This is a genomic window from Mesorhizobium sp. M6A.T.Cr.TU.017.01.1.1, from assembly GCF_004023115.1.
GTDB lineage: Bacteria > Pseudomonadota > Alphaproteobacteria > Rhizobiales > Rhizobiaceae > Mesorhizobium > Mesorhizobium mediterraneum.
Genome location: NZ_RZTA01000014.1, coordinates 69,197 through 83,398, shown reverse-complemented (window position 1 = coordinate 83,398; position 14,202 = coordinate 69,197). Strand labels below are relative to the sequence as shown.

Here is a 14,202-nt window from a genome sequence, read left to right as displayed (position 1 = left end):
GCCAGGATGAGCCGGTCGAAAGGCAGCACGCCACCACCTGATATTTCCAGCCTGCGTCCGCCGGCATCGATGCGATCGATGCGGACACCCGGCCGGTAGTCGATCGCGCTGCCGGTATAAAAGGCCTCGCCGCGCAGCGGCTGCGGTTTGGCCTCTTGATCCTTGATGAAGGTCTTCGACAGCGGCGGCTTGTGGTAGGGCAGTTCGTTCTCGTCGCTGACGAGGATCACGGGCCCCTCGTAACCGTCCTCGCGCAGGCTGGCGGCCGCTTGCACGCCCGCATGACCCGCACCGACAATGACCACACCGTTTTTCATCGCAGCCCCAATTCCTTGATCCAAGTCTAGGACGTCTCGCCAAGTGGCAATTGTCTGACGCCGCCGCAAGACCGCCTTTGCGGGTCGCACCCGGAATGGCGGTCCGCCAAGAGTGCTGTTCAATGACGGCACAATATATGCGGCTAAAGTTGACACTCGCAGTTTAGAATAATTCTAAACTATTGTTTCGATTGGCTTTTCTTTCTGAAATTGATTGACTTCCGGCGCCTTCATCGCTTTATGGAAGCTTGCGTGTCAAGCGCATCCCTTTGATGTCTGGGCCTTGAACCCTTTCGATTGGAGGCATTTCGATGTCTTTCTTCCGCGAACCGCGCTATGTCGCGGCCTGTTTTTCGCCCAATGGCATGGGCTTGCCATGGCGCCGATTGCCTGCCGACGCGCCTTTGGCGCCGGCATTTCACTGAATTCCCGAGGGAGATGACAATCATGAGAGCGATGATCACGGCGCGATATGGCAGCAGGCTTGCAGCGATCGGCGCCACGGCGGCATTGACGGCGGCGATATTCGTGTTGCCGGCCAAGGCGGAAACCGATGCCAAGGCGGTCATCAAGACCTATTCCGATATTGCGCTCGCCAAATATGAAGATTCGCTGACCACGGCACAGGCGCTCGACAAGGCCGTCGACGCGCTGATCGCCAAGCCTTCGGCGGAAACGCTGACTGCCGCCCGAGAGGCCTGGAAGGCGTCGCGCGTTCCTTATCAGCAGACCGAAGTCTACCGCTTCGGCAACGCCATCGTCGACGACTGGGAAGGCAAGGTGAATGCCTGGCCGCTGGACGAAGGCCTGATCGACTATGTCGCCGCCGGCTACGGCACCGAGTCGGACGCCAATGCGCTCTACACCGCCAATGTGATCGCCAACAAGTCGATCGAGATCGACGGCAAGAAGATCGACGCCACCAATCTTACTCCGGAATTCCTCTCCTCAACGCTGCAGGAGGCCGGCGGCATCGAGGCCAATGTGGCGACCGGCTATCACGCCATCGAATTCCTGCTGTGGGGCCAGGACCTGCACGGCACCGGCCCGGGCGCCGGCGAACGGCCCTACACGGACTATGATCTCACCAACTGCACCGGCGGCAATTGCGATCGTCGCGCGCAGTACCTGAAGTCGGCCAGCGACCTTCTGGTTACCGATCTGCAGGACATGGTCAACGACTGGAAGGAAGGCGGCGCCGCCCGCAAGAATCTTGCCGACGGCGAGCCGAAAGCCGGCATCTCGACCATCCTCACCGGCATGGGCTCGCTGTCCTATGGCGAACTCGCCGGCGAGCGCATGAAGCTCGGCCTGCTGCTGCACGATCCGGAAGAGGAGCATGACTGCTTCTCCGACAACACCTATGATTCTCATCTCTACGATGCCGTCGGCATTCGCGCCGCCTATCGTGGCAGCTACACGCGTCTCGACGGCACCGTCGTCGAAGGCCCCTCGGTATCCGACATGGTCAAGGAGGCCGATCCGGCGATCGACAAGGAGCTGTCGGACAAGCTGGATGTCACCGTCGCCAAGATGGAAGCCATCAAGGCGCGGGCGCTTGGCGGCGAGGCCTATGACCAGCAGATCGGCGAAGGCAACACCGAAGGCAACGCCACCGTGCAGGCGGCGATCGACGCGCTGGTCGACCAGACCAAGTCGATCGAACGCGCCGTCGGCACCCTGAAACTCAATGCCATTGCCTTCGAGGGGTCGGACAGCCTCGATGCGCCAGACAAGGTGTTCCAGTAGTCATCGATGCCCCGAGCCCGAACCGAGGGTCCGCACAGCACATGAAAAACGGTTTTTGGAATCAGGCTCGACCAAGAAAATAAGCCACACGGCGCTGAGCAAGCGCCGTCAGCCATACAGAGCAAATAATGCTGATCTGCCATTGCAACATCATCACCGAGAAGGAGATTGAGCAGACGATCGTCGGGCTGCTGGATCAGGATCCCTGGCAGCTTATCGTGCCGGCGAAGATCTATCATGCCATGCAGAAGCGTGGTCGCTGTTGCGGCTGCTTCCCAAATGTGGTCGAAACGATCATTCGGGTAACCGAAAATTACCACACCCGCTCGGAGGCGAGCGGCGTGGACATCGTTTCACACCTGGATCGCGTCAGAGGCCTGCGCGTCCAATACGGGAGCAGAACCCATGAAAGGCGAACAGCAGATCATAGAGCGGCTTAACGAGGCTCTATTTCTGGAACTTGGAGCAGTGAATCAGTACTGGGTGCATTTCCGGCTGCTGGAAGACTGGGGCTACGCCAAGCTGGCTAAGAAGGAACGCGCGGAATCGATCGAGGAGATGCACCATGCCGACCGGCTCGTGGCCCGCATCATCTTCCTTGAAGGTCATCCGAACCTGCAGTCGGTAGCGCCGCTGCGCATCGGACAGAATGTCAAGGAAGTGCTCGAATCCGACCTCGCCGGCGAATATGACGCGCGCACCGCCTACAAGCGTTCGCGCGAGATTTGCGAAGAAGCAGGCGACTACGTGACGATGAAGCTGTTCGAAGATCTGCTGTCCGACGAGGAAGGTCACATCGACTTCCTCGAGACGCAACTCGACCTGCTCGCCTCGATCGGCGAGGAAAAATATGGCCAGCTCAACGCCGCATCGGCCGACGAGGCGGATTAGGGACATGCGGGAATGCGGCGCCCCTTAGATTTCTTGCGCCGCTTGCGGCGGGCCGAGGATTACGGCCTGCCGTCCCAGCAAAACCCGCGATACGGATGGCTTCGCGGGCTTTCGCTCGCCGTGGTGGTCGCGCTGACCGCCTCGGCGCTGGCCGGCGCGCCCGAACCGGCGGGCCTCGCCACCAGCCGTACCGATCTGACGCCGAAGGATCTGGCGCGCGTCATCGCCATCACCAAGCCGACATCAGATTTTTCCAAGCCTGAGCAGTTCGAGCCGATGCAGGGCGGCGCCGGCACATCGCGGAAGGATGCCAACAAGGACGCCTTCTCGCAATCCTCAACCAATATCACCTTCGAGGAAGAGGGCACCTTCAAGCTCGGCAATGCCCTTTTCCGCAAGAACTGGGTGTCGTCGCCCTCGTCGACGCAGGCATCGGACGGGCTTGGGCCGCTGTTCAACGAGCGTGCGTGCCAGAATTGCCACCTGAAGGACGGCCGCGGTCATCCGCCGGAAGGCGACACCGGCACCACCTCCATGTTCCTGCGGCTGGCGCGGCAGGCGAGCACCGAGGATGAGACGGCAGCGCTGGCCGCTCGCAAGGTGCTCAACTTCCCCGATCCGGTCTACGGCTCGCAATTGCAGGACCTGGCCGTTCCGGGGCTACGGGGCGAAGGCAGGATGCGTGTCGACTATCAGGAGCAGAAAGTCACGCTGCCGGACGGCACCGTGGTTTCGCTGCGTAAGCCGAGCTATTCGGTCGATGATCTTGCCAACGGGCCGCTCGATCCGCGCACCACGCTTTCGCCGCGCTTAACGCCGCCGATGATCGGTCTCGGCCTGGTCGAGCAGATCGCCCCGGCGGACATTCTCGCCAATGCCGATCCGGACGATCGGAATAGTGATGGCATTTCCGGCAAGCCCAACATCGTGCGCGACGGCCGGAGCGGCGAGCCGACGCTTGGCCGCTTCGGCTGGAAGGGGCAGACCCCATCGATCCGCCAGCAAGCAGCGGACGCATTCGCCGGCGACATCGGCATTTCGACCCCGGAAGTGCCGAACCACTGGGGCGATTGCAGCGCGGCCGAAAAGCCATGTCTTGCCATGCCAAACGGTGTGCAGGAGCGCCTCGGCCCGGTTGAGGCGCCGCCGCCGGTCATGGACCTCGTCACCTTCTATTCGCAAAACCTCGCCGTGCCGGCGCGGCGCGATCTCGACAAGCCCGAAGTGCTGGCCGGCAAGAAGCTGTTCTACGACATGGGCTGCATTTCCTGCCATACGCCGAAATTCGTCACCCGTCGCGGCACCCCCAATAAGGCGCAGGCCTTCCAGTTGATCTGGCCCTATTCCGACTTTCTGCTGCATGACATGGGGCCGGGGCTCGCCGACGGGCAGGCGGTGGGCGAGGCTACCGGCAGCGAATGGCGCACGCCGCCGCTGTGGGGCATCGGTCTTACCGAGACCGTCAACGGCAACAGCTTCTTCCTGCATGACGGGCGCGCGCGCACGTTGGCCGAGGCGATCCTGTGGCATGGCGGCGAGGGGCAGAAGGCGCGCGACCGCTTTGCCACCGCCGATGCGGCCGATCGCGACGCACTGGTCAAATTCCTGGAGTCGTTGTGATGTCGAAGCGACTTGCGTGTGCTCTGGTTCTCCCGCTGGTCCTCGCCGGCGCATTGCCGGCAACCGCCGCGGTCAAGGCCTCCGACGTGATCCAGCGGGCGATCGACGGCTTTGTCCGCCCGGCCTACGCACGCCTGCATGACCATGCGGACAGCTTGACGGAGGCAATGCGCACGCTTTGCGACGCGCCCTCGCAAGACCATCTCGATGCGGCGCGCACCGAATTCTCCGGCACCGTGGATGCCTGGTCGGTCGTGGAGATCATCCGCATCGGACCGATCACGCAGGACAACCGGCTGGAGCGCATGCTGTTCTGGCCGGACCGCAAGAGCATCGGCCTGAGGCAGGTGCAGGCGGCGCTGGCCAATAAAGATCAGACCGCCGCCGATCCGGCCCAACTGGCGACAAAGAGCGTCGCCATGCAAGGGCTCGGCGCGCTGGAATTCGTGCTTTACGGCGATGGCGCCGAGCAACTTGCCGGCAAGGACGATCCCTATCGCTGCGCTTACGGCGCCGCCGTCGCCGGCAACATCGAGACGATTGCCGCCGACGTCAGCGACGCCTGGAACAAGCCAAACGGTTTTGCAGCGCTTTGGGCCAATCCGGGCCCGCAAAACGCGCTCTACCGCGACGGCACCGAAGCGGTGACCGAACTGGTCGGCGTCTTCATCAACGAGCTGGAAATGGTCCGCGACGTGCGCCTGAAAGGCTTTCTGGGCAGCAATCCGCAAGCCGACAAGCCGAAACAGGCGATCTACTGGCGTTCGCAAAACACGGCGCGTTCGCTGACCGGCAATCTTTCGGGCATGGACGCGCTGTTCCAGGCCTCGCAGCTTGGCGATGCGCTGTCGCCTGACGCGCGCTGGATGGCGGAATCGATCCACATCCAGCTCGTCAACGGGGCCGCCGACGCCACGGCCATCAGAGGTCCGATCGACAAGGCGCTCACCGACCCGGCGCTGCGCCAGAAGCTCGATCACTTCTCGCTGGTGACATCCAGCCTGACGACCCTGATCGGCACCAGGCTGACCGCCGAATTCGGCCTGACCGCTGGCTTCTCGTCGTTGGACGGGGACTGACTCTGAAGACGCCGCTGATCGATCGTCGTGATTTCCTCAGGGCCGCAGGCGTTGGTTTTGTCGCCGCGATGGCGCCTTCCGCATGGGCGAAGACGCTTAGCACGGACGCCGTCTTCGCCACCGCCTTCGTCAAGCGCGACGGCAGCTATGGCGCGGCCATCCTGTCCGAAGCCGGCAAGGTCCTGCACGTCATCGACCTGCCCGCCCGCGGTCACGACGTCACCTTCGATCCGGTCTCGAAGCGCTCCGTGGTCTTTGCCAGGCAACCCGGCACCTTCGCGGTGGTCTTCGACCACACTGGCCGCGACGAGCCACTGACCATTGCCAGCGTCAGTGGACGGCATTTCTTCGGCCACGGCGTGTTTTCGACCGACGGTGCGCTGCTCTACGCCACCGAGAACGATTTCGACAATGCCGCCGGCGTGGTCGGCGTCTATGACGCGCGCGCGAAATTCAAGCGCATCGGTGAGTTCCCGACCTACGGCATGGGTTCGCACGAGCTTCTGCTGCTGGGCGACGGCAGGACGATCGCCGTCGCCAATGGCGGCATCGAGACCCATCCGGATTACGGCCGCGCCGAACTCAATATCGCAACGATGAAGCCTTCCTATGTGCTGGTCGACCGCCTCACCGGCGACCTCATCGAAAAGCACGAACTGCCGCCGGAGCTGCACCAACTGTCGATCCGTCACATGGATCTCGACCGATCCGGCACGGTCTGGTTCGGCTGCCAGTACAGGGGGCAGGGCACCGATCGTCCGCTGCTGGTCGGCCGCGCCGCGCGTGGCAAGGATCTGCAACTGCTCGACATGCCGCAGGACGTCCTCTCCGGCTTCCGGAACTACATCGGCTCGGTCGCCGCCAACCCCGCCGCCGGCACCGTCGCGGTGTCCTCGCCGGAAGGCAACTCGCTTGCGGTGATCGATGCGGCCAGCGGCCGGATCGTCACCACCAACGCATTGGCCGAGGTCTGCGGTTTGGCGCCCGATGGGGCGAACTTCATGGCGACGACGGGCACCGGCGAAATCGTCGAAGTGGGCGGCGCGACACGGTCTGAGCCGGACTATGTCTGGGACAATCACATGCTGCGCATCGAGCAGGCCGGATAAGCGCTTCCGGCACCGGTTCCCTAACGGTTGCGCTCGCTGGAAGTTACCGTCTTCAGGCGAGGCCGAAGCGAAGCCGTCAAACGATTTATGCATTATCCCCTTGCGGGGATGAGCCATGGCAGGCACAGGGAAATTGTTTTTCGAACCCTGTGCCCAAGCGGGTGCTCCAACCGGCCGTCTCATGAAGTTGCTTGCCATCGACTGTGCCGCCAATCTCTGCGCCGCCTGCGTCTACGACGCAGCGGCCGGGAAGGAGCTCGGCCGCTCGGTGCTCGATCTTGGCAGAGGCCATGCCGAGCATTTGATGGCCGTGATCGAAGAGGCGTTGAAGGCGGCCGGAACCGACTATGCCGGCCTCGGCGCTATCGCCGTCTCCACCGGTCCGGGCTCCTTCACCGGCCTGCGCGTCGGCGTCTCGGCGGCGCGGGGCCTAGCGCTGGCGCTGAAAATCCCGGCAATCGGGGTGACGACGCTGGAAGCGCTGGCGGCGCAAGCGAGAGCGACATTTCCCGGCCGCGCCGTGCTGGCCGCGCTCGACGCCGGCCGCGAGGAGATCCATGCAGCACTTTACGACGAAGTGTCGGTTCTGCGCTATGGTCCGGCCGTGAGCACGCTTTCGCAAGCCGCGACTATCGCGGCGGACAGTTCTCCGGTTCTGGCCGGCACAGCGGCCACGCAAATCGCCGCGTCGGCCGGGCGCGCCTTCGACATTGGCCCGACAAGTGCCACGGCCGACATTGTCGTCTATGCCCGTCTGGCCGCTGCCAACGGCGAGGGCGAAAAGCCGAAACCGCTCTATCTGCGCGGGGCGGACGCCAAGCCTCAGGCAGGGTTTATTCTATCAAGGCAAAAAAACTGATGCGCATTCCTTTCCTCCAGCCGCGCCGCAGGGACTTTGCGCTCGAACCACTGACGATTGCCGACAGCGCGGCCATGTCGGTGCTGCATCGCGAGGATTTCGTGCGGCCGTGGACCGACGACGAGTTCGCCACGCTGCTCGAGCAGGACACGGTGTTCGGTTATGCTGCGCGACAGACCGGACAGGGTGCCAAGCCGCCGGTCGGCTTCGTGCTGGCGCGCCTGGCTGCCGGTGAAGGCGAGATCCTGACTGTCGCGGTGGCGCGCTCCCATCGACGCCAGGGGCTCGGCTGGCAATTGATGGATGCGGTGCTGCGCGAACTGCACGCGCAACGCGCCGAGGCGCTTTTCCTCGAGGTCGACGAGACCAACATAGCTGCGATCGCGCTCTACCGGCGGCTCGGATTCCGCGAGGTCGGCAAACGTGCCAACTATTACAGATCGCCAGAGCACGGCCCGACCGGCGCGCTTGTCATGCGTCGCGATCTTCGCTAGCGCAGATTCAAAATTGCTAGAGCGTGCTTGTGCGCTCTAGCCAGAACTCGGGGCAGGGCCAAGAGCGGATGATCGGAAAAATCAGGATTTTCCTGGCGCTGGGCCTCGTTGTCGCCGGCTCGTTGATCCTCGTGCCGTTGCAGATCCTATCGATGAAGACCGGGCTCTGGCGCGAGACGTTCATCCTGAAGATCTGGCACCGGCTCATCATCCGAGCGCTGGGCATGCGCATCCATGTCAAGGGAACCCTGTCCAGCCAGCGCCCGCTATTGGTTGCTTCGAACCACGTCTCCTGGACCGACATCATGGTGCTGGGGTCCATGGTCGACGTGACATTCATCGCCAGGGCCGACATGGCCGGCTGGCCATTGATCGGCATGCTGTCGAAGCTGCAGCGCACGGTCTTCATCGAGCGCGAGCGCAAGCGTTCGTCGGGCGTCCAGGCGAGCGAGATCGCCAGCCGCATGGCCAAGGGCGACGCCATGGTGTTGTTTGCCGAAGGCTCGACCGGCGACGGCAACATGGTCCTGCCGTTCAAGAGCACGCTGTTCGGCGCCGCCTCGATGGCGATTTCGGAAGGGGCGGCCGAAAAGGTCTTCATCCAGCCGGTGGCGATCGTCTACACGCGCCTGCATGGCGTGCCGCTCGGCCGCAGGCACCGACCGATTGCCGCCTGGATCGGTGACGAGGATTTGATGCCGCATCTCAAGGTTCTGATGGCAGAGGGCGGGCTCGACGTCGAAGTGCATTTCGGCGAGCCGGTCGCCTTTTCCAAGGGCTCCAACCGCAAGGAAACGGCACGGCTGATGGAAAGTCGGGTGCGTGATATGGTGCACATGGCGCTCGCCGATCCGCGCCCGAGCCGATAGGTCGGAAAGGCTCACGTGCTCCATAGTTCTTTGCGCATCCAAGAGGACACGCGGCGCTAGAGCATTTTGCAGCCAAGTGGAATCACTGGGCGTCGCACAAATGCGGCTAAAACAAACAAATAGAGCGGGATGCCCCGTCCAATCCAAATGCATCCCGCTCTATGGAGCAGAATCGTCTGTTTTTTGTCTGGGAAAGGCGTTAGAAGCCGCCGGATGGAACTGAATACGATAGAACGGGACGACATAGAAAGTGCGGCCGAAAGTGCGGTCGTACCATCTGCCGCGACCAGGAAGGTCTTCGTCAAGACCTATGGCTGCCAGATGAATGTCTATGATTCGCAGCGTATGACCGACGCACTGGCCGCTGATGGCTATGCGGCGACGGATGCTATCGGCGAGGCCGATCTGGTGCTGCTCAACACCTGCCATATCCGCGAGAAAGCCGCCGAAAAGGTCTATTCCGAACTCGGCCGCATTCGTGAGATGAAGGCCGAACGGGCTCTGGCCGGCCGCGAGATGCTGGTCGGAGTCGCCGGCTGCGTGGCGCAGGCGGAAGGAGCCGAGATCATCCGTCGCTCGCCGGCCGTCGATCTGGTCATCGGCCCGCAGACCTATCACCGGCTTCCGCATGTGCTGGCACGGGTGCGCGGCGGCGAAAAGATCGTCGAGACCGACTACGCCATCGAGGACAAGTTCGAGCACCTGCCGCAGCCGAAGCGCGCCGAGATCATCAGGCGCGGCGTCACCGCGTTCCTGACCGTGCAGGAAGGCTGCGACAAGTTCTGCACCTTCTGCGTCGTGCCGTACACCAGAGGCTCGGAAGTGTCGCGGCCGGTGGCGCAGATCGTCGCCGAGGCCGAGCGGCTGGCGCAAGCCGGCGTACGCGAGGTGACGCTGCTTGGCCAGAACGTCAATGCCTGGCATGGCGAGGGCGAAAACGCCGAGGAATGGGGTCTTGGCCGCCTGCTGTTCCGGCTGGCCGAGATTCCCGGGCTGGCGCGGTTGCGCTACACCACCAGCCACCCGCGCGACATGGACGACGAATTGATCGCCGCCCACCGTGACTTGCCGGCGCTGATGCCTTATTTGCACTTACCTGTGCAATCCGGCTCCGACCGCATCCTTAAGGCGATGAACCGCAGGCATACGGCAAAGGACTATCTGACGCTGCTCGACCGGATCCGCGCCGCGCGGAGCGATATAGCGCTTTCGGGTGACTTCATCGTCGGCTTTCCCGGCGAGACGGAAGCGGATTTCGAGGCAACGATGGACCTTGTACGCCAGGTGAACTATGCCTCGGCCTTCTCGTTCAAATATTCGCCTCGCCCCGGCACGCCGGGCGCCGAGATGGCCGATCATGTGCCGGAAGCCGTCAAGGACGAACGTCTGCAGCGGCTGCATGCGCTGCTGCTGAAGCAGCAGCAGGATTTCGGTGCGAGCCTGGTCGGCAGCATCATCGACACGCTGATCGAGAAGCCCGGTCGTCAAGCCGGCCAGAAGGTCGGCCGCTCGCCGTGGCTGCAGCCGGTTATTGTTGATGAAAAGTCCGGCGAAATCGGTGACATTATCCAGGTACGAATCACGAAGACGGGTTACAACAGCCTGTTCGCCGAATTGGCCTGAAGGTCTCGGCAGATGAGGAGAGACGGTTGAGCGCTGCGGAAGTGAAGAACCTGCCCCAGAACCTACCATCGGGGGCTTCGGATATGGCGCACATCGTTCTGACTTTCGACAACAACAAGCTTGCCAGCGCCCTTTATGGCCAGTTCGACGAGAATCTGGCCAGGCTCGAGCAGAAGCTTGGCGTCGATATCCGATCCCGAGGCAACCAGCTGACCATCAAGGGCTCCGCCTCGGCCGCCGAGCAGGCGCGGCGCGCCCTGGATAATCTCTACGGCATTCTCCAGAAAGGCGCTGACATCGGCCAGTCGGACGTCGACGGCGCCGTGCGCATGGCGATCGCCGCCGACGACCAGCTGACGCTGCCGACGCTGGAGCGCAAGGGCAAGGTGTCCGCCGCCCAGATATCGACGCGCAAGAAGACGATCTATGCCCGTTCGCTCAACCAGGACGCCTATATGCGCGCGCTGGAGCGGTCCGAGCTCGTCTTCGGCATCGGCCCGGCCGGCACCGGCAAGACCTATCTGGCGGTAGCGCATGCGGCGATGCTGCTCGAGCGCGGCATGGTCGAGCGCATCGTGCTGTCGCGGCCGGCCGTCGAGGCCGGCGAGCGGCTTGGCTTCCTGCCCGGCGACATGAAGGAGAAGGTCGATCCGTACCTGCGGCCGCTCTACGACGCGCTTTACGACATGATGCCGGCCGACAAGGTCGAACGGGCGATTGCCGCCGAGGTGATCGAGATCGCGCCGCTAGCCTTCATGCGCGGCCGCACGCTGGCGCACGCCGCCGTCATCCTCGACGAGGCGCAGAACACCACACCGATGCAGATGAAGATGTTCCTGACCCGCCTCGGCGAGAATTCGCGCATGATCGTCACCGGCGATCCGACCCAGATCGACCTGCCGCAAAACACCAAATCGGGTCTGGTCGAGGCGCTCCGGATCCTCGACGGCGTTACCGGCATGGTGACAGTGCGCTTCAACGAAGGCGACGTCGTCAGGCATCCGCTGGTCGCCGAGATCGTCAAGGCCTACGACCGCGACGGCAAGCTGGCCCGGGGCCTGGGCACCGAAGGCTGATGTGAAGATGCGGCCTTATGGCTGAGGACAAAAAGTCTGTAGGCGGGGATCTTCCGGTTCCCATCGACATCGATATAGCGGTTGAAGCGGGCGACTGGCCCGATGCGGCCGCGCTGACGCGGCTGGTCGATCGCGCCGTTGCCGCTGCGTTTGCCGAAACCGGCGTGGCCGGCCGCTCCGAGCTCAGCATAGTCTTTTCTGACGATGCCCATATCCGCAGCCTCAATGCCGGCTGGCGCGGCAAGGACAAACCGACCAACGTCTTGTCTTTCCCGGCGTTTCCGCTCGCCAAGGGCGGTCCGCTGCCGCCCATGCTGGGCGACATCGTGCTGGCCGCCGAGACGGTCGCGCGAGAAGCCGCCCTGGAAGACAAGCCTGTCGAGAACCATATCATCCATCTCGTCATCCACGGCCTGCTGCATTTGCTGGGCTACGATCACGAGACCGACGCCGAGGCCGAGGAAATGGAAGCCAAAGAACGCGCAGCGCTTGCGAGGCTTGCCATTCCCGATCCCTACGCGTAACTAAAAAGATCAAATGACCGGACGACGATGAACGACAAACCAGAGACTGCCGCCCGCCCAGACGCCGGCAGTGCGACCAAGCCATCCGAACAGACGGAAGAGGGCTCTAGTCCGAGTACCACGACCGGCAGCTTCGCCAGCGAGCCATCGCCTGCCGGTCCTTCCCTGTTCGATCGCGTGCTCGGCCTGTTCAGGCAGCGCAACGGCACCAGCCTGCGTGAGGAGATCGCCGACGCGCTTGCCGAAACCGCGAGCGATGCTGGCGCCTTTTCGCCCGGCGAACGGGCCATGCTCAACAACATCCTGCGCTTGCGCGAGGTGCGCGTCGAGGACGTCATGGTGCCGCGCGCCGACATAGAGGCGGTCGAGATCACGACGAACCTTGGCGATCTTCTGGGACTGTTCGAGCAATCCGGCCATTCCCGCATGCCGGTCTATTCGGAGACGCTCGACGATCCGCGCGGCATGGTCCACATCCGCGACGTGCTCGCTCACATCACCAAGATCGCCCGCGTCAGAAAGGGCAGGACGACCAGGAAAGCCGCCGCCACCACGCTTCTCGATCTTGCCAAGGTCGATCTCGCGCGCACCATCGGCGACCTGAACCTGATCCGCCCGGTGCTTTTCGTGCCGCCGTCGATGCTCGCCTCCGATCTCATGGGGCGGATGCAGGCGATGCGCACTCAGATGGCGCTGGTCATCGATGAGTATGGCGGCACCGATGGCCTGGCCTCGCTCGAGGACATCGTCGAGATGGTGGTTGGCGACATCGAGGACGAGCATGACGAGGACGAGCCGATGATCACCCAGACCGGCGAGGGCGTGTTCGTCGTCGACGGCAAGGCCGAGATCGACGAAGTCACCAAGATGATCGGCGAGGATTTCGCCGCCGGCGAGCATGGCGAATATGTCGACACGATCGGCGGCATGATCTTCAACACGCTTGGCCGTGTTCCGGCCCGCGGCGAAGTGGTGCAGGCCATACCTGGTTTCGAATTCCTTGTGCTCGACGCCGATCCGCGCCGCGTCAAGCGCGTGCGCATCGTGGAGACCCAAAAGGGCGAGCGCCGCCGGCGCGCGGTGCGCGCCGAGCAGGCTTGAAGACGCCGCTCGCCCGATGACGGTCGACGATCCGTTTCAAGCACGCAACCCTGGGCTCGATCCCGCGAACTTCTGCACGGGTAATAAGCGGCCATTTGCCCGCCGTCTCAAAACGCTGTAGCGGAAACTTGTCCCGCGCCGTGCTATACTGACCAAGCCGACCTGCACTGCACCGCAGTTAGGGAAATGCCTACGGCGCGGACACCTGCGGGAGTCGCCAGTCCAGATCAGAAAATAAAATGACATGGTGGATGACATGTCCCTCGACGCCAATGATTTCGCTCAAGCAGTTGAAAAATACCACCTCGCTCTGGATGAGTTCATGAAAGGAAACCCCGCGCCTGCGAAGAAGCTCTTTTCTCAACGAGACGATGTAACACTGGGCAATCCCTTTGGCCCTTTCGCGCATGGACGGAAGCAGGTCGTTGAGACGATGGAGCAAGCGGCATCGAATTATAGGGACGGCGACGCTACCGGTTTCGAGAACATAGCGACATGTGTGACGTCTGAGCTGGCATACCTCGTCGAAGTAGAGCGGCTCAGGTCCAAGGTTGGCGGTCGCAGCGATGTCACGCCTCTTGCGTTACGCGTGACGAGCGTCTTTCGTCCAGAAGATGGTCTCTGGAAGATTGTGCATCGTCATGCCGATCCGATAACGACGGCTCAGCCGGCCAATTCGGTACTCCGCCGATAGGCGCGGTTGTGGTTTGGGGAGGCGGTCGATATCGCAAACCCTTGCTGCGGCAACGCGGCTATTCTTCATTCCGTTCTCGGCGAAGGTTGGCCCGCGTCATCGGGCTCGTAGCATCAGGCGTCCGCAAGGAGTCGTGAGCCGAATTCAATCCGGCACGTTGGCTGAAGCGGTGGCCGTTTGGAGCGCGGACCGCGGCC

At 63.1% G+C, this 14,202-nt stretch carries 15 protein-coding genes; 14 read left to right on the top strand and 1 reads right to left on the bottom strand.

Annotated elements, in window-relative coordinates:
* Nucleotides 1-317 (bottom strand): FAD-dependent oxidoreductase (locus EOB36_RS07100; protein WP_164897470.1); only part of this gene is annotated, 317 nt, incomplete at its 3' end.
* Between the two features lie 456 nt (nt 318-773).
* Here EOB36_RS07100 and EOB36_RS07095 point away from each other — a divergent pair.
* The 14 genes from EOB36_RS07095 (at nt 774) to EOB36_RS07030 (ending at nt 14,005) form a co-directional block, all read left to right on the top strand.
* Nucleotides 774-2,066 carry an imelysin family protein gene (locus EOB36_RS07095; protein WP_206072996.1) on the top strand — a complete coding sequence of 431 codons (1,293 nt, stop codon included), beginning with the start codon at nt 774-776 and terminating at the stop codon, nt 2,064-2,066.
* A gap of 128 nt (nt 2,067-2,194) precedes the next feature.
* Complete coding sequence (locus tag EOB36_RS07090; RefSeq protein ID WP_126103762.1) at nt 2,195-2,506, top strand: (2Fe-2S)-binding protein; 312 nt, start codon at nt 2,195-2,197, stop codon at nt 2,504-2,506.
* Nucleotides 2,472-2,957, top strand: coding sequence for a bacterioferritin (bfr, locus tag EOB36_RS07085; RefSeq protein ID WP_077377191.1), 486 nt, complete (start codon nt 2,472-2,474; stop codon nt 2,955-2,957). The genes EOB36_RS07090 and bfr overlap by 35 nt, the downstream gene beginning before the upstream one ends.
* A 12-nt stretch (nt 2,958-2,969) precedes the next feature.
* Nucleotides 2,970-4,577, top strand: a complete 1,608-nt coding sequence (locus EOB36_RS07080; RefSeq protein WP_128284558.1) for a di-heme oxidoredictase family protein — start codon at nt 2,970-2,972, stop codon at nt 4,575-4,577.
* Nucleotides 4,577-5,656, top strand: a complete 1,080-nt coding sequence (locus tag EOB36_RS07075; protein ID WP_128284557.1) for an imelysin family protein — start codon at nt 4,577-4,579, stop codon at nt 5,654-5,656. The genes EOB36_RS07080 and EOB36_RS07075 overlap by 1 nt, the downstream gene beginning before the upstream one ends.
* Nucleotides 5,657-5,658: 2 nt before the next feature.
* Nucleotides 5,659-6,765: a DUF1513 domain-containing protein gene (locus tag EOB36_RS07070; RefSeq protein WP_128243331.1), complete on the top strand. Its 1,107-nt coding sequence runs from the start codon at nt 5,659-5,661 to the stop codon at nt 6,763-6,765.
* 181 nt (nt 6,766-6,946) lie between these two features.
* Entirely contained in the window at nt 6,947-7,624 is a 678-nt protein-coding gene (gene tsaB / locus EOB36_RS07065) for a tRNA (adenosine(37)-N6)-threonylcarbamoyltransferase complex dimerization subunit type 1 TsaB (protein ID WP_095487842.1), read from the top strand.
* Nucleotides 7,624-8,118, top strand: a complete 495-nt coding sequence (gene rimI, locus EOB36_RS07060; protein WP_126103757.1) for a ribosomal protein S18-alanine N-acetyltransferase — start codon at nt 7,624-7,626, stop codon at nt 8,116-8,118. Before tsaB ends, rimI begins: the two co-directional genes overlap by 1 nt.
* Nucleotides 8,119-8,186: 68 nt before the next feature.
* Nucleotides 8,187-8,987, top strand: coding sequence for a 1-acyl-sn-glycerol-3-phosphate acyltransferase (locus EOB36_RS07055; RefSeq protein WP_095487846.1), 801 nt, complete (start codon nt 8,187-8,189; stop codon nt 8,985-8,987).
* Between the two features lie 213 nt (nt 8,988-9,200).
* A complete protein-coding gene (miaB, locus tag EOB36_RS07050) occupies nt 9,201-10,610 on the top strand; it encodes a tRNA (N6-isopentenyl adenosine(37)-C2)-methylthiotransferase MiaB (protein ID WP_128284556.1) in 1,410 nt (469 codons plus the stop codon).
* Between the two features lie 26 nt (nt 10,611-10,636).
* The gene (locus EOB36_RS07045) at nt 10,637-11,686 is read left to right on the top strand and encodes a PhoH family protein (protein WP_095487850.1); all 1,050 of its coding nucleotides are present in this window, start codon (nt 10,637-10,639) and stop codon (nt 11,684-11,686) included.
* Between the two features lie 17 nt (nt 11,687-11,703).
* Nucleotides 11,704-12,210 (top strand): rRNA maturation RNase YbeY, encoded by a 507-nt coding sequence (gene ybeY / locus EOB36_RS07040; protein WP_095487852.1) that lies wholly within the window; start codon nt 11,704-11,706, stop codon nt 12,208-12,210.
* A gap of 27 nt (nt 12,211-12,237) precedes the next feature.
* Entirely contained in the window at nt 12,238-13,311 is a 1,074-nt protein-coding gene (locus EOB36_RS07035) for a hemolysin family protein (protein ID WP_095487854.1), read from the top strand.
* A gap of 256 nt (nt 13,312-13,567) precedes the next feature.
* Complete coding sequence (locus EOB36_RS07030; protein WP_127203536.1) at nt 13,568-14,005, top strand: nuclear transport factor 2 family protein; 438 nt, start codon at nt 13,568-13,570, stop codon at nt 14,003-14,005.
* The last annotated feature ends 197 nt before the right edge of the window (nt 14,006-14,202 follow it).

What these genes read in the sequence shown, in the direction of transcription:
- ybeY (WP_095487852.1), top strand. Translation starts at nt 11,704, where the DNA reads ATGGCTGAGGACAAAAAGTCTGTAGGCGGGGATCTTCCGGTTCCCATC.
- tsaB (WP_095487842.1), top strand. Translation starts at nt 6,947, where the DNA reads ATGAAGTTGCTTGCCATCGACTGTGCCGCCAATCTCTGCGCCGCCTGC.
- EOB36_RS07090 (WP_126103762.1), top strand. Translation starts at nt 2,195, where the DNA reads ATGCTGATCTGCCATTGCAACATCATCACCGAGAAGGAGATTGAGCAG.
- EOB36_RS07030 (WP_127203536.1), top strand. Translation starts at nt 13,568, where the DNA reads ATGTCCCTCGACGCCAATGATTTCGCTCAAGCAGTTGAAAAATACCAC.
- EOB36_RS07035 (WP_095487854.1), top strand. Translation starts at nt 12,238, where the DNA reads ATGAACGACAAACCAGAGACTGCCGCCCGCCCAGACGCCGGCAGTGCG.
- EOB36_RS07075 (WP_128284557.1), top strand. Translation starts at nt 4,577, where the DNA reads ATGTCGAAGCGACTTGCGTGTGCTCTGGTTCTCCCGCTGGTCCTCGCC.
- rimI (WP_126103757.1), top strand. Translation starts at nt 7,624, where the DNA reads ATGCGCATTCCTTTCCTCCAGCCGCGCCGCAGGGACTTTGCGCTCGAA.
- miaB (WP_128284556.1), top strand. Translation starts at nt 9,201, where the DNA reads ATGGAACTGAATACGATAGAACGGGACGACATAGAAAGTGCGGCCGAA.
- EOB36_RS07080 (WP_128284558.1), top strand. Translation starts at nt 2,970, where the DNA reads ATGCGGCGCCCCTTAGATTTCTTGCGCCGCTTGCGGCGGGCCGAGGAT.
- EOB36_RS07055 (WP_095487846.1), top strand. Translation starts at nt 8,187, where the DNA reads ATGATCGGAAAAATCAGGATTTTCCTGGCGCTGGGCCTCGTTGTCGCC.
- EOB36_RS07095 (WP_206072996.1), top strand. Translation starts at nt 774, where the DNA reads ATGATCACGGCGCGATATGGCAGCAGGCTTGCAGCGATCGGCGCCACG.
- bfr (WP_077377191.1), top strand. Translation starts at nt 2,472, where the DNA reads ATGAAAGGCGAACAGCAGATCATAGAGCGGCTTAACGAGGCTCTATTT.